22 protein-coding genes are annotated in these 22215 nt (G+C 65.2%); 7 read left to right on the top strand and 15 right to left on the bottom strand.

What is annotated here, in order from left to right; translation table 11 throughout:
- Positions 1-160: 160 nt before the first annotated feature.
- Together ACQEU1_RS39460 and ACQEU1_RS39455 are read left to right on the top strand one after the other, a co-directional pair.
- Positions 161-295 carry a hypothetical protein gene (locus ACQEU1_RS39460; protein ID WP_433214022.1) on the top strand — a complete coding sequence of 45 codons (135 nt, stop codon included), beginning with the start codon at positions 161-163 and terminating at the stop codon, positions 293-295.
- 179 nt (positions 296-474) lie between these two features.
- Positions 475-1404 carry a hypothetical protein gene (locus tag ACQEU1_RS39455; protein ID WP_433214019.1) on the top strand — a complete coding sequence of 310 codons (930 nt, stop codon included), beginning with the start codon at positions 475-477 and terminating at the stop codon, positions 1402-1404.
- Between the two features lie 109 nt (positions 1405-1513).
- On the opposite strand, the gene ACQEU1_RS39450 is transcribed toward ACQEU1_RS39455, so the two are convergent.
- The 3 genes from ACQEU1_RS39450 to ACQEU1_RS39440 all read right to left on the bottom strand — a co-directional run bounded on the left by ACQEU1_RS39450 (position 1514) and on the right by ACQEU1_RS39440 (position 3623).
- The gene (locus tag ACQEU1_RS39450) at positions 1514-1981 is read right to left on the bottom strand and encodes a hypothetical protein (protein ID WP_433214016.1); all 468 of its coding nucleotides are present in this window, start codon (positions 1979-1981) and stop codon (positions 1514-1516) included.
- 105 nt (positions 1982-2086) lie between these two features.
- Positions 2087-2674 carry a helix-turn-helix domain-containing protein gene (locus ACQEU1_RS39445; protein ID WP_433214013.1) on the bottom strand — a complete coding sequence of 196 codons (588 nt, stop codon included), beginning with the start codon at positions 2672-2674 and terminating at the stop codon, positions 2087-2089.
- Between the two features lie 142 nt (positions 2675-2816).
- Positions 2817-3623, bottom strand: a complete 807-nt coding sequence (locus ACQEU1_RS39440) for a hypothetical protein (protein ID WP_433214010.1) — start codon at positions 3621-3623, stop codon at positions 2817-2819.
- 244 nt (positions 3624-3867) lie between these two features.
- On the opposite strand from ACQEU1_RS39440, the gene ACQEU1_RS39435 reads away from it, so the two are divergent.
- Positions 3868-4044 (top strand): DUF3885 domain-containing protein, encoded by a 177-nt coding sequence (locus ACQEU1_RS39435; protein ID WP_433214007.1) that lies wholly within the window; start codon positions 3868-3870, stop codon positions 4042-4044.
- Here the strand turns inward: ACQEU1_RS39435 and ACQEU1_RS39430 are convergent.
- On the bottom strand, positions 4005-4523 hold the full coding sequence (locus ACQEU1_RS39430) for a DUF5984 family protein (protein WP_433214004.1): 519 nt from the start codon (positions 4521-4523) through the stop codon (positions 4005-4007). The genes ACQEU1_RS39435 and ACQEU1_RS39430 overlap by 40 nt on opposite strands.
- Before the next feature lie 41 nt (positions 4524-4564).
- Between ACQEU1_RS39430 and ACQEU1_RS39425 the strand changes: the two genes are divergently transcribed.
- Positions 4565-5677: a cytochrome P450 gene (locus ACQEU1_RS39425; protein WP_433214002.1), complete on the top strand. Its 1113-nt coding sequence runs from the start codon at positions 4565-4567 to the stop codon at positions 5675-5677.
- Between the two features lie 419 nt (positions 5678-6096).
- Here the strand turns inward: ACQEU1_RS39425 and ACQEU1_RS39420 are convergent, their stop codons facing one another.
- The 4 genes from ACQEU1_RS39420 to ACQEU1_RS39405 form a co-directional block, all read right to left on the bottom strand.
- Positions 6097-6678, bottom strand: coding sequence for a hypothetical protein (locus tag ACQEU1_RS39420; RefSeq protein ID WP_433213999.1), 582 nt, complete (start codon positions 6676-6678; stop codon positions 6097-6099).
- Between the two features lie 715 nt (positions 6679-7393).
- Positions 7394-7879 carry a transposase gene (locus ACQEU1_RS39415; RefSeq protein ID WP_433213996.1) on the bottom strand — a complete coding sequence of 162 codons (486 nt, stop codon included), beginning with the start codon at positions 7877-7879 and terminating at the stop codon, positions 7394-7396.
- Between the two features lie 110 nt (positions 7880-7989).
- On the bottom strand, positions 7990-8250 hold the full coding sequence (locus ACQEU1_RS39410) for a hypothetical protein (RefSeq protein WP_433213993.1): 261 nt from the start codon (positions 8248-8250) through the stop codon (positions 7990-7992).
- A gap of 420 nt (positions 8251-8670) precedes the next feature.
- Positions 8671-9198 (bottom strand): tetratricopeptide repeat protein, encoded by a 528-nt coding sequence (locus tag ACQEU1_RS39405; RefSeq protein ID WP_433213990.1) that lies wholly within the window; start codon positions 9196-9198, stop codon positions 8671-8673.
- Positions 9199-9503: 305 nt separating this feature from the next.
- Here ACQEU1_RS39405 and ACQEU1_RS39400 point away from each other — a divergent pair, with 305 nt between their 5' ends.
- On the top strand, positions 9504-11000 hold the full coding sequence (locus ACQEU1_RS39400; RefSeq protein WP_433213987.1) for a hypothetical protein: 1497 nt from the start codon (positions 9504-9506) through the stop codon (positions 10998-11000).
- A gap of 40 nt (positions 11001-11040) precedes the next feature.
- Positions 11041-12126: a hypothetical protein gene (locus ACQEU1_RS39395; protein WP_433213984.1), complete on the top strand. Its 1086-nt coding sequence runs from the start codon at positions 11041-11043 to the stop codon at positions 12124-12126.
- Between the two features lie 989 nt (positions 12127-13115).
- Here the strand turns inward: ACQEU1_RS39395 and ACQEU1_RS39390 are convergent.
- Together ACQEU1_RS39390 and ACQEU1_RS39385 are read right to left on the bottom strand one after the other, a co-directional pair.
- Positions 13116-13409: an integrase core domain-containing protein gene (locus ACQEU1_RS39390; RefSeq protein ID WP_433213981.1), complete on the bottom strand. Its 294-nt coding sequence runs from the start codon at positions 13407-13409 to the stop codon at positions 13116-13118.
- Between the two features lie 786 nt (positions 13410-14195).
- The gene (locus tag ACQEU1_RS39385; RefSeq protein ID WP_433213978.1) at positions 14196-14672 is read right to left on the bottom strand and encodes a hypothetical protein; all 477 of its coding nucleotides are present in this window, start codon (positions 14670-14672) and stop codon (positions 14196-14198) included.
- A 285-nt stretch (positions 14673-14957) separates the two neighbouring features.
- Between ACQEU1_RS39385 and ACQEU1_RS39380 the strand changes: the two genes are divergently transcribed.
- On the top strand, positions 14958-15821 hold the full coding sequence (locus ACQEU1_RS39380; protein WP_433213975.1) for a hypothetical protein: 864 nt from the start codon (positions 14958-14960) through the stop codon (positions 15819-15821).
- Here the strand turns inward: ACQEU1_RS39380 and ACQEU1_RS39375 are convergent.
- From ACQEU1_RS39375 to ACQEU1_RS39355, 5 genes are all read right to left on the bottom strand, one after another.
- The gene (locus tag ACQEU1_RS39375; protein ID WP_433213972.1) at positions 15771-16322 is read right to left on the bottom strand and encodes a hypothetical protein; all 552 of its coding nucleotides are present in this window, start codon (positions 16320-16322) and stop codon (positions 15771-15773) included. The genes ACQEU1_RS39380 and ACQEU1_RS39375 overlap by 51 nt on opposite strands.
- Before the next feature lie 105 nt (positions 16323-16427).
- A complete protein-coding gene (locus ACQEU1_RS39370) occupies positions 16428-17015 on the bottom strand; it encodes a helix-turn-helix domain-containing protein (protein WP_433213969.1) in 588 nt (195 codons plus the stop codon).
- Positions 17016-17158: 143 nt separating this feature from the next.
- Positions 17159-18259, bottom strand: a complete 1101-nt coding sequence (locus ACQEU1_RS39365) for a patatin-like phospholipase family protein (RefSeq protein WP_433213966.1) — start codon at positions 18257-18259, stop codon at positions 17159-17161.
- A complete protein-coding gene (locus ACQEU1_RS39360; RefSeq protein WP_433213963.1) occupies positions 18244-20667 on the bottom strand; it encodes a ThiF family adenylyltransferase in 2424 nt (807 codons plus the stop codon). The genes ACQEU1_RS39365 and ACQEU1_RS39360 overlap by 16 nt, the downstream gene beginning before the upstream one ends.
- 65 nt (positions 20668-20732) lie before the next feature.
- Complete coding sequence (locus tag ACQEU1_RS39355) at positions 20733-22022, bottom strand: hypothetical protein (protein WP_433213960.1); 1290 nt, start codon at positions 22020-22022, stop codon at positions 20733-20735.
- Between the last annotated feature and the right edge of the window lie 193 nt (positions 22023-22215).

Below are 22215 nucleotides of genomic sequence, written 5' to 3'. Positions count from 1 at the left end.
GTCACTCCTGCCACAGCTTGTCTGAACACTCATAACCCGCCTGGGCCAAGAAGATGAGAGGTCTGCGACGATGGATCAGTCCGGCAGGAATCGAGCCTGCACGCCAGACGTACACCTGCCAGGTCGGCGGCATTGGCTCGCTGACTCTCCAGTCGTCATCGTGATCACCATCCAGGTGTTCGCAGCGTTCTTGACGACCCGCGGTTACGCGCTGGAGGTGTCGCTCGCCGCTGCCTGCGCGAGCATTCTGATCGCGTACAACGCGAGGCGGATCGTACTGTCACGAGCCGTCTGACTCAGGCCGCCGCGCTAGCAACCTGATCGTGTTGTCGCGCACCACTGAGAAGGCCGTGCGCGGGATGCTGAGTGCTCGCGTTACCCACGGAGCAAGGCTTCTCGCGTACGGCCATCAGCACCGATACCCAATACCCTGGCATTCGGCTCGGTACCGCCATCAGGCCGGGAGGAGGTCAGATGCTGACGAACCTGGTCAGCGAGCTGAAGACGCTGCGCAAGGGACGGGGTGTGCACGCGGGACGGATCGTGGACCGCATCGGCCCGTCGCTCGCTGCCGCCTGCGGGATCACGAGCGCGGACGGGTCGGTGGCGGCGAAGCAGAAGCTCGTCACCAGGCTTACCGAACTCGTCGAGCAGCTGCCCGAAGAGTTCCAGTTCGCGACGCGGGCGGCGTTCGGCCTCATCCCCGACGTCCGCCAGCCGCTGTACCAGGAGCGCGTGACGTGGGTGGCTGCGCGGATCGACCGCGACTCCCGCACCGTGCGCCGCCGCATAGACGAGGCCGTACACCAACTCGCCGAACTCGCGGCCACGACATCCCCGCGCACCGACGGCAGCTGGCACACCGCGGAACTGAGCGTCGCCGTCGTACTCGACCAGGGACAGCCGGAGGTGATCGAGCGCTACCAGGTCGTGATGGACCAGGACGGCGTCGAGGCGCTGGACTTCGCCTCGGTCTTCCCGGTGCGCCGCCGCGACGTCGACGTGCACCTGCTCTACGGCGGCACCCTGCGCGACCGCTCCGACGCCGACCGGCCGGGCTTCACCCTCCTGCCCGCCGAACCGCTGGCCCGCGGCGTCACACACGACTTCGCGTTGCGGTACCGGCTGTCGCACCGCGATGCCATGCACCCGTACGTACTGCACGTGCCCGAACGGCCGTGCGAGCTGTTCGACCTGCGCGTGCGCTTCGAACACGACCGCAAGCGCTTGGTGCGGGCGTTCGACGGCGTGCTGCGGTCCGATGTGGAGCCGACCGGAACGCACCACGCCGTGGACCGGGCGGGAGAGATCCATCTGCGGTTCCGCCGGCTGCTGCCCGGCCTCGTGTACGGGGCGCGGTGGGGCGTGGCGACGGCGGTACGCGCGAAGCGCCGAGCGTCCTGACCGGTCTCGCGCTTGCTGGATAAGGAATTCCCTCGACGAGCAGGTCCCGCGGGATCGCTGGTTTATGCCGCCTGTGCCTCGACGTCGCAATGTTCGATCATCACGAGAGCTAACTGTCAGATTCGTCGTCTATGTGAACGTGTGCGTGCCGAAAATTACGTCCGCACAGGTCAAGCGGCATGTCGATACTCTTGGAGGACACCGCCGAGACGGTCTCGTCGGAGTACCTCGAGGCGTTCGATCCGGTCAGGCCCGAGGGGTTGGGGTCGGGCTCGCAAGGGTGCTGCGGCGGCGAGGGATCGGTGGGTGCGGTGCTGGTTGTAGTGCCGCTCGTACTCGCGCAGCGCGTGCCGGAGATGGCCTCGTTCCAGATCAGTGTGCGGTCCAAGAGCTCGCCGCGCAGTGTCTTGACCCAGCGTTCCATGATCGCGTTCATGCGGGGCACCGGGACGCCGGTCAGGATCGTCGTGATCCCGGCGCCGCCGAGGATGTCGTCGACTAGTGCGGGGTACTTACCGTAACGATCACGGATGAGAAACCTGACTCGTGTGCGGATGTCGGCGTCCTCGAGATCCATCAGAAGATTTCGGACTGCCTGTGTCACCCACGCGTGTGTGGGGTGCGCGGTGGAGCCGAGAATGCGCACACGCCTACCGACGTGGTGGACAGCGGCGAGGATGTACTAGCGTGCGCCGGTGAGCGTGACGGTCTCGATGAAATCCGTCGCCAGGACCACCTCGGCCTGGATACGCAGGAACTCAGCCCATGTCACGGTCGCTCGCTGTGGCGCCGGGTCGACACCAGCAGCGTTGAGGATCTCCCACACCGTCGAAGCAGCGACCGTGACACCAAGGAGAGCGAGTTCTCCGTGAATGCGCCGATAACCCCACGAGGAGTTCTCCGCCGCCAGACGCAGAACAAGCCGGCGGACCGATGCCACGGTCCGCGGACGCCCAGGCCTTCGACGCCGACTCGCCTGGGCGTGGCGACGCTTCACCAGGTCACGATGCCACCGCAACACCGTGTCCGGGCTGACCAAAAGTCGGAGTCGGCGCAGAGTTGCGCGGGCCAGTGGCGTCAGGAGCGCGGCGAGGAACGCCCTGTCCTCAGGCCGAAGTTGTGGACGTCGGTCGCCGAATTGTCGTTGCAAGACGGTGAGTTGGTGACGAAGAGCGAGAATCTCGACGTCCTTCTCGCGGTCAGTCAGTGGCAGCAGCCGCAACGCGGCGAACGCGTGAGTGACGACAAGGTAAGCGAAGCGGACCAGCACGGAGCACGATCATGCCCGACGACCGCCAGCCACACGCCAGGCCCGCGACCTCGACGGACGTACTTCTCGGCACGCACAGTCTGGGCGAAGCGGCCGATCACCATTCAGACAGTGGTCAATCCTAGGGTTGACCACCGATCGGCTAACCCACGTCCGGTTTTGAATTCGGGGGCGTATCGGCGTCGTCCTGGGTATCGGTGTCATCGGCCTGGATGACAGGAGGCGCTCCTGGAGGTACTTCAATGTCCAAAGTCTGCAGTTCCACGGGCTGGGACTTGCCCTGGTCCGCCGACAGCGCCCCACTCTCGGCAGCGCGGCGTTTGGCCGACAGTCTCTGTGCGACAAGGACAACGGCGGCAAAGGCAGCATTGCCTACGAGTCCAGCTGCACCTTCGTCGACGATCCATTTTGCGAACTGGAGAACACCCCAGTCGCCGCTGCCCTCGGACGAGTACCTCGTGAGCTCCAGCCTCTGGCGAGAGTTGCGATCGCGCCAGAACGCCTCATCCAGCGGCCTGTGCCTTCTGGACTCGTCACGAATCCAGCTTTCGACCCCATCGCGGGTGGACTCGTCCTTAACTAAGGGGCGATCCGCGTTCTCGAAGGAGATGGTCTCCGTAGGAATCCACCGAACAGCCCATATACTTGGCGTCGTCAGAGAAGGCCTATCCGCTGCAGCCTCCTCTTCTGTTCGCCACATCAAGTGCGAGGCCTCACAAGTGGGATCCGCTGTGAGTTCGGGATCGCACAACACCCACCCACCTGGCCACCAAGGCGTCGGCGCCGCAGGCGCGCATTCCAGCAGCGCTGCCCTGGCAGCAGCGATCTTGACCCAGCCCTCATCTGACGTCGACGACTCCCAAGGCGACCGCAAGGCGGCCTCTAACGCGGCGGCCGCAGCGCGATACCGCAGCGGATCATCTCCCGTCGGCTGCTGGCTATCACTCATGGTCATCATCGTGACGAAGACAAGTCATGCATGTCACTACGCCGCTGGGCTGACAAGACCTGAATGCACGCGTCGGTCAGCGCATAGCCGGCGTCGGATGGATCCCAGGACGTTCTCGAGGTTGAGCAGCTGATGTTGTGTCGCACGGACCGGCGGTGCTGGGCGTGAGCCACTTCTCAGGCGCGAGATCACGGTAGCGGCGAAGCACCTCCCACTGGGCGAAGGGCCGGATGACGCGCTTCAGATGTTCGGTTGTACGGCGAGGACCCGACTCAGCCAGAGATCGGTGCGGCTCAGGCGCTCGTCGCGTGGCAACCCCTACGATGGAGGCGCCGACATCCTCTTGCCCACGGCTGTCGACCGCGACGCTGTGAAACGTCGTCACACCGACTGGCTTTCACTCCATCCCAGCGGCTTCTGAACGTCCGGGGTCCGCGTCGAGAAGATGCGCGCGGCGCCCTCGCGAACGGCCGGCGAGTCCGTGTCGGGGACGCGGCGCATGGCGGCCGCCAGGGATCCTGAACGATGCCGGTGTTCGTGGCGGAGTTGCTCGAGGTCGACTCGGATGTCCGCGGCCAGCCCGCCGGTCTCGATCTCGGCGATGCGCCGGTCCATAGCGGCGATCAGTTCCCGGTCGAACTCCTCCACGGCTCGCAGGAACGTCTCGGTGTCGACAGTTGTTCGCCCCCGCCTCGGCACGGTGCAATCAAGTCCGTTCTCGGCGTGGCGCCGCCAGTCGACGGTGATCGTGTCCCGGTCGGTGACCGATCGCCACCACAGGATGTACGGGGAGGCGACGAGGTAGCTCGTGTACATGAAATGGCTGCTGTACCAGTCGAGAGCCGTTTCCGCGTCCTCGGCATGCTCCGCCCAGTACCACGCGTCCTGATCACTGGTCATGACCCTATCCCATCTACCGCCGGCTGCGGGAGACCGATCCCGTGCACCGGACCGGCTTCGGCTACTGGGTGCTCTCCCGCTACGCCGACGTGGACGCGGTCCTGCGCGCGCCGGGGGTGTCCAGCGAGTTCTATCGCAACGAAGTCTGGGCCGAGCGCAGAGGAGGCCTGGACAGCCCGCTCGTGAGCAGCGTGCGGCGCTGGATGCTCATGCTCGACGGGCCCGTCCACCGGCGGATGCGCGGTGTGATCAGCAAGGTGTTCACCCGCGGTGCCGTAGAACGGTTGCGGCCCCGCGTCGCCGCCGAGGCCAACCGGCTACTCGACGCCATGGGCGAAGGCGAGCTCGACCTGATCGACAACCTGGCCCTGCCGCTCCCGGTCACCGTGACCTGCGAGCTCCTCGGCCTGCCGACCGACAACCGCGTCCAGTGTCGAGAGTGGACAGAACAGATCAGCCGGGTCATCGACCCGTCCATCACCCCAGACGACGTGCGGGAGATGAACCGGGCGGAGACCGAGTTCCGCGAGTACGTCACCGGCGAGCTGGACCGACGCAGGTCCGCGTCGCAGGACGACATCCTGTCCCTGCTCGTACACGCCGAGGTCGACGGCGTGCGCCTCACCGACGCCGAGATCATCGCGAACGTGCTGTTCCTGTTCGTCGCGGGCCACGAGACCACGGTGAACCTGGTGGGCAACGGAATGCTCGCGCTGCTCCGTCACCCCGGCCAGCTGCAGTCGTTGCGCGACAACCCCGATCTCATCCCCGGCGCCGTGGACGAGATCGCCCGCTACGACCCGCCCGTGCAGATCGTCTCCAGACTTCTCGACGAGGACGTCGTGCTCGACGACGCCGTACTGCCCGCAGGGTCCAAGGCGATGCTCCTGATCGGGGCCGCCGGCCGCGATCCCGACCGGTACCCGCACCCCGAGAGCCTGGACGTCACCCGCACCGGGATCAAGACACTCGCGTTCAGCGGCGGCCCGCACTACTGCCTCGGCGCCGCGCTCGGCAAGATGGAAGGCGCCGTCGTGCTGGAGGAACTGCTGCGCCGGTACACCAAGATCGAGCTGACCGAAGCCGAACCGGACTGGCGCCCGAACGTCAGCTTCCGAGGCCTGGAAAGGCTTCCGCTCCGGCTCAACCACTGACGTGCAGTGTCGGCGGAAAGCCAATTGCCCTGAACAGCGGCGTTTTGGTGCACTGGCGAGGTGATCGCCATCGGATGGACGCGCCAGCTCTTCGCCCGCTGGCATGGCGCGAACCCCAACGAAGGTTGCATCGACCGGCCGGCCTCCAGCGCCTCGACCGCGCGGCCGGACAACGGCGTGTGCACTGCTCGCGACGCCGACTCCAGTTGCGCCGGGGTGGAACAGCCGACGATCGGGAGCACAGTCGTCCGCCGTCTCCCACGATGACCCCGGTGCGTCCTCGGCCCGAGCATCGTCGGTGTGCGGAAGCAACTCGTCATCCATCGGGAAATGATTCCTGGCGCGAATACACGACCGCGATGGCTACGGGCGACTGGAAGCAGCGAGGTGCGCACCCCAGGAATCCGGTCGCCTGGTGGTTACGGAGCGACCGTGCGGGCGGCGCGCTCAAGATCCAAGCCGAGGTCGGCCTTCATCAGCCGAAGCATTTCCTCGAAGCCTTCGTCCAGAGTGTCGATCGGCTCGCGCATCATTGGCACGTCACTCCTTCGAGTAACGACCGACGTCCATGCACCGAAGTGGTCGTCCACTGCCGCGATCATGTCGGCCAGTTTTGGTGAGGCAACGAGTGGTACACGAATCAACAGCGGATAGAGCTGTGTTCGAAGCTCGCTGATCTGCCGCAAGGCATCCTCTGCTTCGTGGAGATGCCTTCTGTGAAAGTGGTCATCAGCGAGTGGTATCAGCAGTTCACGCCACTCGTGAAGCAGATGAAGTGCTTCGCTGAGCAGCGTCAGACGGGCTTCAGTCCAGTGCTTTGCAAGGTCGTGTGCGTTCTGCTCACGCTGGCTTTCCCGTTCCCTCTGCCACCGCAAGTCTTCCCGCAGACGTTCACGCCTCGCGTTGAGCAGTTGGCCCGTGATCACTCCGACGATGCCGAACACGCCCGCGAGCAACGCGACCGCGATCGGCACCCAGACCGACACCTGTCCTGGCTGCATAGACACACCTTAGGCGATCACGCCGCCGCGTCCTGCCCCCTCGATACGGTGGTTCCCTCTGGCCCCTACGACGAGATTCGCGCAGTCCACGAGCAGTGGGCGACGCGCCGTGCGCCGCCGCACCGGGACCACCACGTTCCGACCATGCGAGAAGCGGTGCGAGCATCGCCCGCGCGTGCCGTCTGATCCCTTGGTTCGTCTGGTTCCACACCGCTGAACGTGCGGCGACCAGTCAACCGGATGAAGGTGCTGCGCCCAGGCCTGAAGCGAGAGCCGGCAAGATCCTCACCAGCGCAGCGGGCACGTCGGATGGCATTGGTCCACCCGTCGGCAGCACTGGCGGCGCTCAACATGACCCCGGAGTTCGCCTCTTCCACAGCGACCCCAGCCAAGTTGTTCGGCGCAGGGCAAGACTGGCCATGTAGGCAGTCTAGGCATAGCCGGAGTCGGCGATGGTCTATCCGCCGATCCGATTTGTCAGGTGTCTGACAACCAGCCGCAGCAGCCAGTCGTAGACCTCAACGAACTACGGTTCGTTGCCGGATGTCCCGGCCGCGCACCCGCGATCAGTCGGCGACAGCGGCCTCGAACAGCGGGATCGTCCGACCCAGATCACCCCGTCGGCTCGAGGGCGTCAGCACCAGCTATTTGGAGCCCGCAAGTCCCATTCGTCAGCTTCCTCCCCTCCGCCCTAACGCACTCTTCTGGCTCCCCTCTATGTCAAGAGGCAGGAGCTTGACGGCTCGGCTGTCGAGGTAGCGTGGATCTTGGCGTCGGCGATGAGTCGCTTGTAGACAGTGTCGGAGAGGCGTCGTTTGAGGCAGCGGATGGCTTCGCGTGGGGACTTGCCGTCGGCGAGTTTGCGGCGGTAGTAGGCCCGGCCTGGAGTGTCGTTGCGGAGCTGGACTATCGCCATGATGTGCAGAACTCGGTTGATGCGCCGGTTGCCCGCTCGGGACAGTCGATGGCGTTGGTGTTCACCGCTGGAGGCGTCGATGGGTGCGGTGCCGTTCCAGCTGGCGAACCGTCCGCGGTCCGGGAAGCGACCTATGTCGCCGACATCGCCCAGGATTCTGGCCGCGCTGGACGGACCGATCCCGTAAAGAGCGCGCAGACCGGTCCCGGTCTCGTCCAGAAGCTCGGTCAGCTGGGTGTCGGCCGCGGCTATCTTGCGATCTATCGTCGCCAGGTCCGTGATCAACTCCGCGGCGAGTCGCCGGCGGGTCCGGCCCACGACATCACGTGGGCGCACCCTGGCGAGCAGCGCACGTGCCTGGGTGGCGGACAAGAACTTCTTGGCACCGCCGGCAATCAGCTCGGTAAGCAGCTTGTACTCACGCGGTGCAGTCCGGTGGTGCGCAGCGCTACCACGGCCACCGAACGGGCGTCGGTGGCGTCGGTCTTGCGACCGTGACCGGTGTCGAACATCCTGGCCCTGGCCGCGAGTTTGGCCGGGACGTCGAGGACCGGTTCACCGTCGGCGACCAAGCGCTGCGCGAGGTGCTTGCCCACGCCGTTGCACCCCTCGACCGCCCACACCCGGTCGGGTCGGCGACGGCCCTCCTCGAGCATCCGCCGGTAGCCGTCGTTGTCGGTGCAGAAACGTCCTTAGCCGAGAGTGCGCTCCCGGCCGTCGACGATCTCGATCGTGGCGGACCGCTTGTGCGGATCGACACCGATGACCACTGGGCTCATGTTGCCCTCCTCGCCAGCCGGGAACGGAAGGCGAGGAGGGCAACGCTACTTCGAGCTGAGCAAACCCCTCATGAGCCATAACCCCGCCGCGGTCTCCGACAGGACGCACACCATGAGTGAGCCACACCGAGAATCACTGGTGGGCAGCCGATGCGAGAGCGTCCTGTCGAACACCTGGACCGAGCCTGGCCTGGCATCGATCGTGCCGCCAGTCAACAAGTAGCCGATGAGCGGACGTTGCTGGCGTTGCGAGGTAGTACACGGAGTCGCGCGTTCGCCGTGTGACAGCAAGGCAACTCAGCTGTCTCTGGCAGTCTCCAAGCTCCGGCGGACAGCCTCGGTCGTGGGGTGATCGGGACCTAGCACCCGTTTGCAATCGGCGAGGGTGGCCTCGTGCAGCGGGATCGCCCGGCCCAGATCACCCATCAACCGATAGGCGTTGGCCAGGTTATTCCGCGAGATCAGCGTGTGCGGGTGATCGGGGCCCAGCACCCGCTCGTAGTCGGCGAGGGTGGCCTCGTACAGCGGGATCGCCCGGCCCAGATCACCCATCAACCGATAGGCGTTGGCCAGGTTATTCCGCGAGGACAGCGTGTCCGGGTGGTCAGGGCCCAGCACCCGCTCCTGGTCGGCGAGGGTGGCCTCGTACAGCGGGATCGCCCGGCCCAGATCACCCGCCGACCCATAGGCGTGGGCCAGGTTGTTCCGCGAACTCAACGTGTGCGGATGGTCAGGGCCCAGCACCCGCTCGTAGTCGGTAAGGGTCGCTTCGTACAGCGGGATCGCCCGGCCCAGATCACCCGCCGACTCGTAGCCGTAGACCAACCACGCCCACGACGGGACAACACAACCCCCTGCACTACCACTCAACGTCCGACCACCCTGCACCGACTAGTCGCGCACGAACCGCCTGGTGCTACAGACGCCAGGTAGATTCCGGGCCACAGCGAATGCGCTCTCATGCCGCTGACCGCTCAGCGGCAACGCGAAGAGGCCGGCTCGAGTGACGACCCGCCTTGGCATTCTCGCCAACATGCTGCTCGGCTGATTCTGCAAATGTATGAGCGGGCGAGATGCTCGTTCGCTGCGCCCGGCCGGTTTAGGATGGACGCGGCGGAAAGGGATGGACGTTGGACAAGCACGCGTCGATCCATAACAGGCTGGACGGCGACGCCGAAGCAGTCCTGCAAGTCGGACACGTCAACGGAGACGTGCACCTGCACTCCCGGTCGATCCGCGAGCCACTACCCGCCGGGCGCCCGATCAGTGCCTGGAGCGCCTTCGACCTCGGGGTCCACCGGGCAATCACGGTGCCTGGCGAATCTCTGCCGGACCTGCCACGGTATCTCAGGCGCGCGCACGACACCGAACTGGACGAACAACTCACCGATAGTCCTTCACGAAGCGTCATGGTCGTGCTGACTGGCGAGTCGTCGACAGGCAAGACCCGCGCCCTCTACGAATCTGTCCTCGCCCACCCGCGGCTGCGGGAGTGGCCGCTCTGGTACCCGCGTACCGCCGACGAACTACTGACACTGGTGCGGTCAGGACGGCTCGACGGCGAGGCGGTTCTTTGGCTGAACGAGACTCACAACCACCTGGTGGGGACGACGGGCGACGTGGCCGCAGGCGCGCTGTGGAGCCTGCTGGACGGATCGCGCGGCGGTTCAGCCGTGGTACTCGGGACGTTGTGGCCACAGTTCTGGGCAGAGTTCGTCGCCACCCCCCGCAGTGCGGAGCGGGACGACCACGCCAACGCCCGGACCCTGCTCCAGGTGCGCACTCACCGGATCCGAGTTGCCGATCGATTCCGCGACGAGGATGTACAGGCCGCCCGGTCGCTCGGTGCGGCGGACCCACGGCTGTCCGCAGCGTTGTCGGCGTCCGGCCGCAGCCTCCAGGTGATCCAGACAATGGCGGGCGGCCCGGCCCTGTTAGAACGACTCGACTACCCCGACGACGCCAACGACCGGTTCGCCGCAGCGATAGTGACCGCGGCAATCGACGCACGGCGCCTGGGCCTGCTCCAGCCCGTCTCCCGCGATCTGCTTGTGGAAGCGGCGCCTGGCTACCTCGACGACCAGGATCGTGTCGAACCGCCCGAGGAATGGTTCATTCGCGGCTTGGCGCGCGCCGCGCAGCAACCGATTCTTGGCGTGACAGCGCTGATCCCGCACCGCCGTGCACTCGGCGCGGGTCCGGCCGACGGCTACGAGCTACACGACTACCTGGACCAGCACGGCCGGATAGCCCGGCGCGGCCGCCCGGTTCCGGAGACACTGTGGTCGGCGTTGTTGCGTCACACCCACGATTCCGACGACGTGCTCCGATTGGCCGAGAGCGCCTGTCAGCGGTTGCTGCACCGCTATGGGGACCCGTTGCTCGACCGTGCCCTCCTGACGGCGAACGACCAGACACAAGATTACCTGGTCGCCCTCATGACCGAATACGGACGGCTCGACCGGGGCGATCAGGCTGCTGCAGGACACCGCCTACGGACCGCGGCTGGAACATTGGCGCCAACATGGACGGCAGGCGTCCGCTCCACGAGCAGCGATATCGAGCCTGCTCGAACACGGCTGCGTCCGCGAAGCCCGAGCACTGCTGGAAACCTACGCGGAACGTGATGACGTCCGTTGGGCGTGGGATCACCTCGTCGAGCTACTGGTGCGTGATGGCGAAACCGGTAAGGGCATCGAACTGCTTCGGCGCCTGAGGAACGACATCATCATGAAAAATGACGGTGTTGCTGCGAAGTTGGCTGACCTTCTCGCCGACGACGGGGACTGGCCTGCAGCTTTAGGAATCCTGCGTGGCGGCGGGAACTCTTGGGCTCGAGAGTGGCTGGCAAAGCGCTTCGCTGCGGCCGGGCGGTTGGATCGCCTACGTGATCTCGCCGAGGTCGGGGACGGTCGCATGGTCTCGATGATCCTCGTCGAAGCCTTGCTGCGGCACGACCAGGTCACAGAGGCTCTCGAGCTGTTTCGCCGGATCGAGAACCGAGGCGATCCCACCGGCCAACTCCTGGAATCCCTGGTCCGGCACGGAGAACCTGAGCTTGCGATCGAGGCCGTGACTGAGCGGCACTCAGCCTCCCTAGACGATTCGCTGCACAAGCTCGCCGCCGCGCTGTGTGCGCACGGATACCGAAACCTCCTCATTTCTTTGCTGCGTGAGTACGCGGCGGCCGAACGCAGGGGGTCTGTATTCGACAGGTCCCCGGATGTCCTCGCTCAACTCCTCGCCGACCACGACTGCTGGCCCGAGGTGCTGAAGCTTGCACGCAAAAATCCGAAGTGGGCACTGAAATGGATCCCTCGTAGACTAGCCATGGCAGGCAACATTGCCCAGCTTCGGAAACTCTTCGACCAAGGCCACGAACACGCGGGCCGCGAGTACGTCAGGCTGCTGGCCAGGACCCGACGGATGCCCGAAGCGCTGGACGTCGCTCGCACCGCTGCCGACGCCGGACTTGATTGGGCCAACGATGAACTCGCGACCTGTCTTGCCGAGTTCGGCGGATTCGACGAACTCGCCGCCAGGGCCGCCGGCGGGAACCGACACGCGGCCCGGCGGCTCGTGATCCTCGCCCGCTTGGGAAAACTCCCGAACAGCGCAGACCTCCTTCGGCACGGCCTAGCCTCGGACGGCAGCCGTGTGACAGATCGGGGTCAATCTGCACATGGTCCTTCATGGACGGCGTCGCAGCTGTTATCGAGTGACTTCCCGGGAGCGACAGGACCGGCTGGCTGACTGCCTAGAGCGACTGGGGTGGCCTGCAGGAGCAGCTTTCCCTTTCCCAGCGCACAACCCAGTAGCCGGTGCGGCGGGGCCGCCACCGGGCGTGCGGTGCCTCCGGGTGCCAACGACATGGCCACGGCTTTGTTTTGTGGCGAACGTCGGCTCGGGATCACCAAAGAAGGTTCCTTCGGACTTCTGTCGCTGTCTAGTGCTCGACCACGTCAGTGAAACGCTGGCGGCAGTCGATGTCACGGATTCGACCCACACGTTCCCTTCTCGGTCACAGGCATACACACACGCTCATGCCGCTGTGCATGCACGCCAGCCTCGAGCGAGGCAGAGTCGATGAGCCTTGGGAGCATGGAGTGGGAGCAGATTGGGAGCAACTCCGTGCGTTGAACATGCCGGAACGGTCCTCAATGGACCTGAACGGAACCGCGCCGACCTGCAGGAGTCTTGTTTCCGCAGGTCAGCGCATTCTCGGCACTATAGTTCACACCGAAGAGGTCACTGGTTCGATCCCAGTATCGCCCACAGTGTGTTTTACCAGGTCAAACGGGGTGTCGATGATCTTCATCGACACCCCGTTTGCGTTGCGTGGGAGCAGATTGGGAGCAGAAGTCCTCCCCAAAACGCCAGGTCTACGCGAAGTCTTGACACCAAGATTCGCAAATCCGCAGGTCAGCGAATTAAGGCTCCTGGGACTGCTCGTGACCTCTTCGGCGCCACCTAAGTGTTCACCACGCCTCGTCTTTGCCTTCCATGATCCACGACCATCTACCGTCTCGTGTCTGCCAGCATCCAGCCGAGAACCTCTCAGGTGCGGCAAGTTGTCCTCGATGAACTACTGGCTCCAGAAACGCATCTCTAGGGACACGCGAGCACTTTTCCGGGCAGGCATGTCCAGCAAGCGAGTAACCCAGAGCACGCGGGGCTTCGCGTGGCACGGAGTACTCGACCGCTGCGGAGCGCTGTGCGTGCCGAAATTATGTCCGCACAGGTCAAGCGGCATGCCGATACTCGTGGAGGACTCCACCGAGACGGTCCCGTCGGAGTAACGCAAGGCGTTCGATCCGCTCAGGTCCGAGGGGTTGGGGTCGGGCTCGCAAGGGTGCGGCGGCGGCGAGGGATCGGTGGGGGCGATGCTGGTTACAATGCTGCTCGCACGCTTGCAGCGCGTGCCGTAGGTGGGTCTGGTTCCAGATCAGCGTGCGGTCCAGCAGTTCGGCGTGGAGTGTCATGACCCAGCGTTCGATGATGAAGTTCATGCGGGGCATCCGAATACCGGTCTGCACCGTGGCGATCCCTGCGGAGCTGAGGATCTCGTCGATCTACGCAGGATATTTGGCGTCTCGGCCGCGGATGAGGAATCTGATGCGCGAGGTAGCCAGACTCCTCGAAGTTCTTGAGCAGGATGCGGATGGCCTGGGCGACTCAGATCGTCAGCGGCCGACGATCAGGTATCGCTTGCCGTCATCACCGTCTCCAGCTTGGCCAGACCTATACAGCAGGGGTTGCGTACACGTCGGCCGACATCAAGCCCGGACACGCAGCCTTGATCATGAAACAAACTACTTTGCGTAACCTCGATCCACATGCACAAGATCATCTCAGGCATTCCGAGCCTTGAAGTTCTGGCGATCAGCGATCATCACCCGTAAGGCAAAAGGACCCCACGCGGCCTCTCTAGCGTATAGCCTGACCCAACAACCGCTGCGCAGGCACCTCCGAATCCCGGAGAACCCCGAATCACTCACCGTCGCTGCTCTCGACGCCGCAGTGCGCCCGTTCCGGTCCAGGTTCCTGCGTTCTCAAGTTTCAAGGCCGAGCTCCTGGCAGAGCTGGACGCGATCGACCGCCGCCAGCGCCGGCACACGCAGTAGGCACCGTTCGAGCTCGTCGACCCGCTGCCGCCTCCTCCTCGCCCCGGCGCGTTGCGCGTGGGCCGAGGAGAACGTTCACATCCCTCAGACACCCTACGAACGTCTTGTCGCGGAATACCTGCACCCGTCTCAACCGCGGAAGGCAGAGAGTGCACCAGCGGTGTTGTGGTGCAACAACTCGTCCGGGGCCCGTCCGAGCTAGCGACCAGGCTGTGACACGAGCCGCTCGCGTTCAAGCTTCCAGGTCGTCGACATGTAGATGGTCGGGCAACAGTTGGCATCCTCCGGGGCGTACCAACGCTCCTCGGTCACCAGCTCACCAGGCTTGAAGACGACCTGTTCCACGCGTCCCCTGCGCTCTGTCTCCTGGTCTTCCTGGACGTCGACGAGTCCGATCTGTCGGACGTCCGGACCCGCACTCGCGTAGACGAGGAACGCGATCCCGAACACCAGGTTCCCGCCTTCGTAGGAGCACGCGACCCTGATGGCCATCTCGTCGTTGCCGTCGCCGTCGAGGTCCCCGAACCTCTTGTCAGAAAGACTCAGCAGCACCTCTCCGCCACCGGCCATCCTGACGCGCGTAGGGCCCGCATCGCTGTACTTGACCGGCTCGCTCGTACCGCAGGGGCCCGGCGCTATAGGCAATCGGCTGAGCGCCACATCCGAGAGCTTCACAGGCGGCAGATTCTCGGACGAAGCCGCTTCACTGCGCGTAGGCGGGCCGCCACGAGTGGAATCGTCGCCGCCCCTCGGAAGCAGCATGACCACCGCTGCGACGCCCAGAAGAACCGCAGCCAGTGCGAACATTATGAGCGTGCCGCGTGCTGCTTTCCAAGATCGCATCGAATTCCTCATTGCTCCGTAAGCGTGAACACTGCCGAACGATGTAACACAATCCAGGGCCCAACAGTTAGATGAACCGTCAGCGTTTCAACAGTCCGCGTCAACCCTAGGAGCTCGATGGCCAGGAAAGGAAGAGGCAAGGGAAAAACCAGGCCACCGAAGCAGCAAAAGCCACAACCAGCAGAAGAGGCGAGCCAAGGCCGATCCAAGGGTGCGGCTATTGTCGGCGCAGCCACGCTGCTACTCGCCGTCGCATCTCTTGTTTTCGCAATTCTCTCCTACACGAACGATCGAGTGGTTGCCACCAACGACACCACCCCGAATGTCGACTTCGTCATCGTCAAGCCTGATGTCAAGGAGAACATCCCCGTACAAATACCCAACGAGGAGACCCGCAAAGAAGGAGACCTCGTGGACGGGGGCGTCCTTGCTGGAGGGTCTGCGGCTGTCGACATCGTCCTGAACAACAGTGGTGGCCAAACCGCGGTCATCCACAAGATCGACGTGACGATCAAGGACTATGCGCGGCTCGGTTCGTGCACCGGGGCGGGAGGACTGCCTGCGACGGCTTCATTCGACTTCCGAATCCCAACGGAAGGTGGAATATCGGGCTACACCGCCAGTAAGGAGGACCTGTTCACGATCGAAGGTCAGAAGCCCGACCGCATGCGGGTGGCGATCGGCCCCGACAAACTCGACGAGGGAACCTGGGGCTGGATCTACGTCGTCTCAGTCACGGTGCACGTCAAGTCACTGAAGGGTGGAGCACCGGACCAGACACTCGAAACACCGGACGTCATCGTCGTCGACAATCGCGTCATCGCACGGTACGAGAGGAGCTCGCTGGACAACGGCTCTCCTGACTGGAAAGCCTGCGTGCGAGGACACCGAGTCATGGTGAACAAGATGGTGAATCGACCAGAACAGCGTTCAAAGGTACTGGACGATCTGAACGACGCGATCAAGAAAGTTGTTCCCTAGACCGACGAGGTGGTGCCGACGGTGCGGTACTGCCGACACCTCGAACGCACCTCGCAGGTAGACCTGTGCGTGCCGAAAATTACGTCCGCACAGGTCAAGCGGCATGCCGATACTCGTGGAGGACTCCACCAAGACGGTCCCGTCGGTGTACCGCAAGGCAATCGATCCGGTCAGGTCCAAGGCACTGGGGCCGGGCCCGCAAGGGTGCTGCCGCGGCGAGGGATCTGTGGGTACGGTGCTCGTTGTAGTGCCGCTCGTACTCGCGCAGCGCGTGCCGGAGATGGCCTCGTTCCAGATCAGTGTGCGGTCCAAGAGCTCACCACGCAGCGTCTTGACCCAGCGTTCCATGATCGCGTTCATGCGGGGCACCGGGACGCCGGTCAGGATCGTCGTGATCCCGGCACCGCCGAGGATGTCGTCGACTAGTGCGGGGTACTTACCGTAACGATCACGGATGAGAAACCTGACTCGTGCGCGGATGTCGGCGTCCTCGAGATCCATCAGAAGATTTCGGACTGCCTGTGTCACCCACGCGTGTGTGGGGTGCGCGGTGGTGCCGAGAATGCGCACACGCCTACCAGCGTGGTGGACAGCGGCGAGGATGTACTAGCGTGCGCCGGTGAGCGTGACGGTCTCGATGAAATCCGTCGCCAGGACCACCTCGGCCTGGGAACGCAGGAACTCAGCCCATGTCACGGTCGCTCGCTGTGGCGCCGGGTCGACACCAGCAGCGTTGAGGATCTCCCACACCGTCGAAGCAGCGACCGTGACACCAAGGAGAGCGAGTTCTCCGTGAATGCGCCGATAACCCCACGAGGAGTTCTCCGCCGCCAGACGCAGAACAAGCCGGCGGACCGATGCCACGGTCCGCGGACGCCCAGGCCTTCGACGCTGGCTCACCTGGGCGTGGCGACGCTTCACCAGGTCACGATGCCACCGCAACACCGTATCCGGACTGACCAACAGTCGAAGCCGGCGCAATGAGGCATGGCCCAGTGGCGTCAGAAGCGCAGCGAGGAACGCCCTGTCCTCAGGCCGAAGTTGAGGACGACGGTCGCCGAGTTGGCGCCGCACGACGGCGAGTTGATGGCGAAGAGCAAGAATCTCAACGTCCTTCTCGCGGTCAGTCAGTGACAGCAGCCGCAGCGCAGCGAACGCGTGAGTGACAGCAAGGTAAGCGAAGCGAACCAGCACGGCACGCGATCATGCCCCGACGCCCACTTACCACGCGCTAAGGCCCGCAACCTGCACGGATGTACTTTTCGGCACGCACAGGGTCCACTTCGCCGGCGAGGTGGCGCCGCGTGACAGCGACCAAGCGGAAGGTCCACAGTGGACTAGCTGATCAGGTGCGGGCAGTAGTGCGCCAGCAGTACTCGGGTGAGCTGCTCACCGCGGGCGGTCAGGAGAGCGAGATCAACAGCGGACATCGCGCGGAAGTTCGTCGGGTATCCGATGACGTCGGACCGGGCCACGAGATCCGCGACCGGCACGGGCAGGTTGTCGTCGTGCATGGCGAGGTAGCTGTGCACGAACCCGCGCAGCTGCCCGTACTCAGCGGCTTTGTGGAGCTGTGCGCGCGTCGAGTCCTGCGCCTTCGCGAAGGTGATGTCGAGGCTTCTCGCCATGCGAGTGGGAAAGTACGTCGCGCCGCCCTTCAGGCTCCGGCCGCGGCCGGAATCGACAGCGATCAGGTGATCGAGCTCGTACACGTGACTAGTGTGCGCCGCCGAACGTCCCGGCATCAACGGCAAGAGCGCCAGATTGTCGTACACACCACCGTCGGTCATGGCTAGCACGTGGTCTGTCCGGTGACCCCGGCTGTTCTGGAACTCGTAGCGCCGGACGAGCGCGGGCAGCAGAACGGGAAACGCCGCCGAAGCGGCAACGGCGTCGGCAACCGGTACGGGATCAGTGATCCGACCGAAAGGCGCGCACGAACTGACACCGCTGCCGAAGCGCACCGCGTTCGTGCTCGTGAGGTCGGTGGCTGAAATGACGGCGGTGAGGTCAGGCTGCTCGATCTGGCTCAGGTCGAGAGAACCGAAGACACGGTCTCGCAGTACCTGAGCGAGCAGTTCGGTGCGAGTGAAGGCACGAGGACGACGGCCCGGCATCAACGGCGCCGCGCGGACGATGCCGACCGCGCCCTTCAGCATTGAGAGCGGCGAAAGAGCCCGGCGGGCCAGATCAAGCTGAAACCCGCGGCGCAGCACGCCCGTGACCGTCGCGTCGAACTCGGCGAAGTTCGTGGGCCCATAGGCCCACATCGCGGCGAGCACACTCCCGCCGCTGATGCCCGACACCACCCGGACATGGCGAAGGACGTCACAGTCGTGCAGTGCGCGCATGCACCCGAGACCGAAGGCGATGGCCCGAGCCCCTCCACCTGACAACGCAAGCCCAACGGCGGGGATCGTGATCACCTTCTCCTCCACCAGACCCACCGCCGACGACGGCGTGAGTGCGTCGTCCGCGGCACGGAGTACCCGCCTGACAGGTACTCGCCGAACGGAACCTCTTGAAGTACAGGTCCAGCAGGCGTCTCGTCGAGCGTTGCCGGATCACGCGCGACCATCTCGACGTGGATGTCCGGCAGCCCGCTCCCCTCGATCCAACCCAGCCACGTCTCGGGTGCACCGCCGACGATCACCATCAACGCTCTGCGGATGTCGGCGGACGCGGTGGTCAGCACGGACATACCCGTCATGTCCATCTTGCTGGGACGCGCGGGTCCTCCGGGGTGGCTGTGCCAGATGCCGAGGAATCCGATCACACGGCCGGATTGGTGCGAGTAGCGCTCCACGAGCTCGTCCGTACCCGCCGTGCCGTGGAAGAAGTAGCCGCTCGACAGCTTGCTGTCCGGCGACGGTCCGGTGGCGATGTCGACGCTGACAACACCAGTCGCGTCGTCCACACTTCCGATGAGCATGCCCCCAGTCTCGATCTGAGGGCCACGAACGCGAGCACCGCGCCGGACCTCCGCACGGATCTCGGCCATCGCCTGCGCCGACAGTCGCACGTCGTAGCTCGTGCCCGGATCGGTCACGACGACGTCGTTCGGCCAGCCCAGACGTTCAAGCACGATGCCCTGCGGGAGCCGCGAGGCCGGCCCTCGAACGGCGACGGCGGTCATGGAGGCCTCAGCCTCATCACTCTCGGCGAGGATTCCGGCGACCTCGGTGAGCATCGACGCGGCCAGGGCGGTGACGTCCGCCGCCGAACCCACGAACGTCGGAGCGGAACAACCCGGTTCCGGAAGGAACGTGTCGGTACGTGGCGGATCAGGGAAGAAGTCCGCGAGGACCTCCCTCCAGCCGCGCTTTCCGGCGCGACGCGCGGCCAGCTGAACACGACGGAGCACGTCGTGGCCCGTCCCGGTCGCACCAGACCTCGAGACGGTGACAAGACCGAGATCGGATCGGTGGCCGATGATCATCGTCGCCGTGTGCGGCAGCGAGAACCCGGCCGCGATGTGGTTGCGATGAGCCTGCTCGATGGCGGCCCGGACGCCGCTGTTCGCGGTCGCGTCCACGATCAGGTCGAAGTCCCCGGCGTCGAGTTCGCTGAGCACGTAGGTGACCGCGTTGGCCACGACCCCGCGCACCCGAGGCTTCCTGGTGATCAGGTTGAGACGCTCGGCCAGTGCCACCGCCTTCGCTGTTCCGATGTCGCCGTCGCGGTAAGGCTGCCGGACCAGGATGCCTGGCGTGACGACGCCTCGGTCCACCGCGGTGACTGCAGACGAGCCCGCGCGCACGCAGTACTCGGCGACCGGTGCACCCAGCGCGCCACAGCCGAGAACCAGGACACGGCGCCCCAACAGCCATGAGATCGCCGTGTCCTGGTCTCGTCGCCGGGTCGTCTCAGGCCGCTGGTCGTAGACCGACATCCACCGCACGACACCTGCGCGCAGCCATTCCCGCGCGTACCCCTGGAGCCGCTGACTCAGTTTCTCGTTGTACGTACCGAAACGGTCCTGAGCCAGACAAGTGACGATCTCCTCGCCGTAGTCGTCCAGCTTCCACGCGACGAGGTGAGCAAGCCGCGTGGTGCCGGCGATACGCCGTGACGGTGTGCCGATCATGACGATGACCGGATCCGCGTCCAGTGTGGCGCGACGGCCTCTCAGAACGTGGTTCGCCTGACCGACGAAGGCGAGATCAGCAAGAAGCCGCTCTCGCGAGTATCCAGCTCCTGCAAGGCCTTCGGCGAGCTGGTCGGCGCCGCTCGGGTACTCCCACCAAAGCTCGCCGGGCAGGAGCACCGCGAGCGCGACGAAGTACGGAAGCCCTTGACCGTTCGCCGAAGCGCCTCCGGTCCGGTTGACGCGTTCGACCAGTTGTTGTTCGGAGCACCACGCCAAGACGACGACACGGCCGCCGTCCCTTACACACCAAGCGAACTGTCTCGACACGCCGGTTGACGCGCCGGCCCACGGCACGCGGTGGCCGAGGCTGGGGTCAACCACCAGGCAGCCGGTCGCGCTCGGAACCGCGACCGGTGGGTGCAACGGCTGGTCGTCGGGGTCGAGGGTGCCCTCGGCGGCGCGCCCGAGCCAGACGAGCAGACGCTCGACAAGGCCGCGCATGCCGTCTGCGGGAATCCATTCGATGGCCGGAGCCGCATACAGGCAGAGAAGGTTGCCCCAGTTGACGTGCGAACTGTCCTTCCACCGCCGGTGCTCGACGAACACCGACGGTGGCTCGTAAGGGAACGTGGCGGACACCTGAATGCGGAACCGCTCGCGCTCTCGTACCCGAATGCCTGCCCCACGGGCGGTGACGCCGGTCTCCATCGAAATGACGATCTCGGCACCGTCACCGGGCAGACCGACTACCGTCAACGCCCCACCGCTCAACGTTTCCAGCTCCGCGAGCTGGGCAACGGCGAGATCAACCGCGGAAGCCGTCAACGCCCGAACCCGATGGGCTCCGACGGCGAGGTGTTCTGCCTGCCGACCTGGATGGCCTTGTGCAACCGGTCCGCACCACTCGAACCCTTGGCAGAACGGGACGCGGCGATCACGGACGCGACGGCGGTGGCCGCAGCCGCAACGGCCGCAAGCCGGCGAGCGGGCCTGGTCTCCACGGCCTTGGCTGCCAGTTCGACCGTCTCCTCACGAACGAGACGAGCGCCGTCGGCGTCCACGGCGAACACCACCGGAACGGGGGCGGCCTCGTCCGGCCAGGACATGGTGCACACGAAGTCGTCCGCCATCTCTCGGTACAGGTCGGCCGCCTTGCGGTGCGGAGGGTTCGCGCACGGCTCGTCCTTCTCCGGGATGACGCGGCTGCTCGACACGATCACCGGGTTCTCACCGGCGTGCCGCTCGAACGCGTCGAGCACGTCGTCTTGACGCTGGTCGACGCCCTCGGCGTCGGGCAGAAACATGACCTTCTTCGAACAGTGGTGAGGCGCCAACATGAGATCCCACTTCAAGCGGTGCTCGCGCTTCTTCGCCTCGCTGTAGTTGAAGATCTTCATGATCGTGGCGTGGGCGAGGTCGCCGAACAGGAGCATCCGCCCCGACGCGCCGCTGGGGTCGGTCAGCGTCACCTGCATGGCCACGGAGGTCTCGTTGCGCGCGGACGCGCAGTCGTCCGCGAACGGCGCGTGGATGAACGCCTCGAACCGGTCGGAGCAGTCCTGTCCGTCCAGCACCGTGATCGTCTTGCCGGGGCCCGACTTGTACTTCCCCGGCAGTTCGTCGTAGGCGTGCTTGTCGTGGTCGGTGTCGTAACCGATCACCACGACACGGTCGCCGCTGGCCGGCTCCCTACCTTCGGCGAGCGCCTTCTTCACGGCTTCGACCCGCCGCTCCGCCTCGGCCTGGAAGGCTTTGGCGTCGGCGCACAGCTCCTCGTCCTTGGCCTCTTCGAACTCCCTCCACAGGCGGGGCGTGGCCCACAGCTCACCGATGTGGACGCGGTCCAGCAGGTCCGCGAACCCCAAACAGTGATCCTTGTCGGCGTGAGTGAGCACGAAGACCGACAAGACCGGAGTGCCGTCCTCGTCCGTCGGAAGTGCCTCGGCCAGATGATCGACGACCGGCGCTTCCGGGGTGTCGTCCGAGTCGGCCTTCTCCATGTCGCGGAGGTCGATCTGCACCACGACCTCGTCCGACACGACGATCGTGGTGCTGTCGCCCGACCCGACCGGCCAGAAGACCGCGCCCATCGCGGGCAGCGTGGCGTCCATTGCTTCATCCCTCCCCATCGGCGGCTCCGCCGACCCAGGCATTCACGGTTTCCGGTCACCCGGCTGGCGGTACCGTAACTTGTTAACATGACTTCGGACAAGGGGCGAAGACACGATGTTGACAGAACAACTCGTTCGAGTGACACGCGCCGCCGCACACCTGCACCCCGCCTCCCGACTACGCTCTCTGTTG

The sequence above is a fragment of the Lentzea sp. CA-135723 genome (assembly GCF_050936595.1).
Lineage (GTDB): Bacteria > Actinomycetota > Actinomycetes > Mycobacteriales > Pseudonocardiaceae > Lentzea.
The sequence above is the reverse complement of the archived record's forward strand: the minus strand, read 5'-3'. Positions and strand labels throughout refer to the sequence as shown.

Coding starts and splice junctions, on each gene's coding strand:
- ACQEU1_RS39455 (WP_433214019.1), top strand. CDS start 475: ATGCTGACGAACCTGGTCAGCGAGCTGAAGACGCTGCGCAAGGGACGG.
- ACQEU1_RS39450 (WP_433214016.1), bottom strand. CDS start 1,981: ATGGATCTCGAGGACGCCGACATCCGCACACGAGTCAGGTTTCTCATC.
- ACQEU1_RS39440 (WP_433214010.1), bottom strand. CDS start 3,623: ATGAGTGATAGCCAGCAGCCGACGGGAGATGATCCGCTGCGGTATCGC.
- ACQEU1_RS39435 (WP_433214007.1), top strand. CDS start 3,868: ATGTTCGGTTGTACGGCGAGGACCCGACTCAGCCAGAGATCGGTGCGG.
- ACQEU1_RS39430 (WP_433214004.1), bottom strand. CDS start 4,523: ATGACCAGTGATCAGGACGCGTGGTACTGGGCGGAGCATGCCGAGGAC.
- ACQEU1_RS39420 (WP_433213999.1), bottom strand. CDS start 6,678: ATGCAGCCAGGACAGGTGTCGGTCTGGGTGCCGATCGCGGTCGCGTTG.
- ACQEU1_RS39410 (WP_433213993.1), bottom strand. CDS start 8,250: ATGCTCGAGGAGGGCCGTCGCCGACCCGACCGGGTGTGGGCGGTCGAG.
- ACQEU1_RS39380 (WP_433213975.1), top strand. CDS start 14,958: ATGGCCAGGAAAGGAAGAGGCAAGGGAAAAACCAGGCCACCGAAGCAG.
- ACQEU1_RS39375 (WP_433213972.1), bottom strand. CDS start 16,322: ATGGATCTCGAGGACGCCGACATCCGCGCACGAGTCAGGTTTCTCATC.
- ACQEU1_RS39355 (WP_433213960.1), bottom strand. CDS start 22,022: ATGGACGCCACGCTGCCCGCGATGGGCGCGGTCTTCTGGCCGGTCGGG.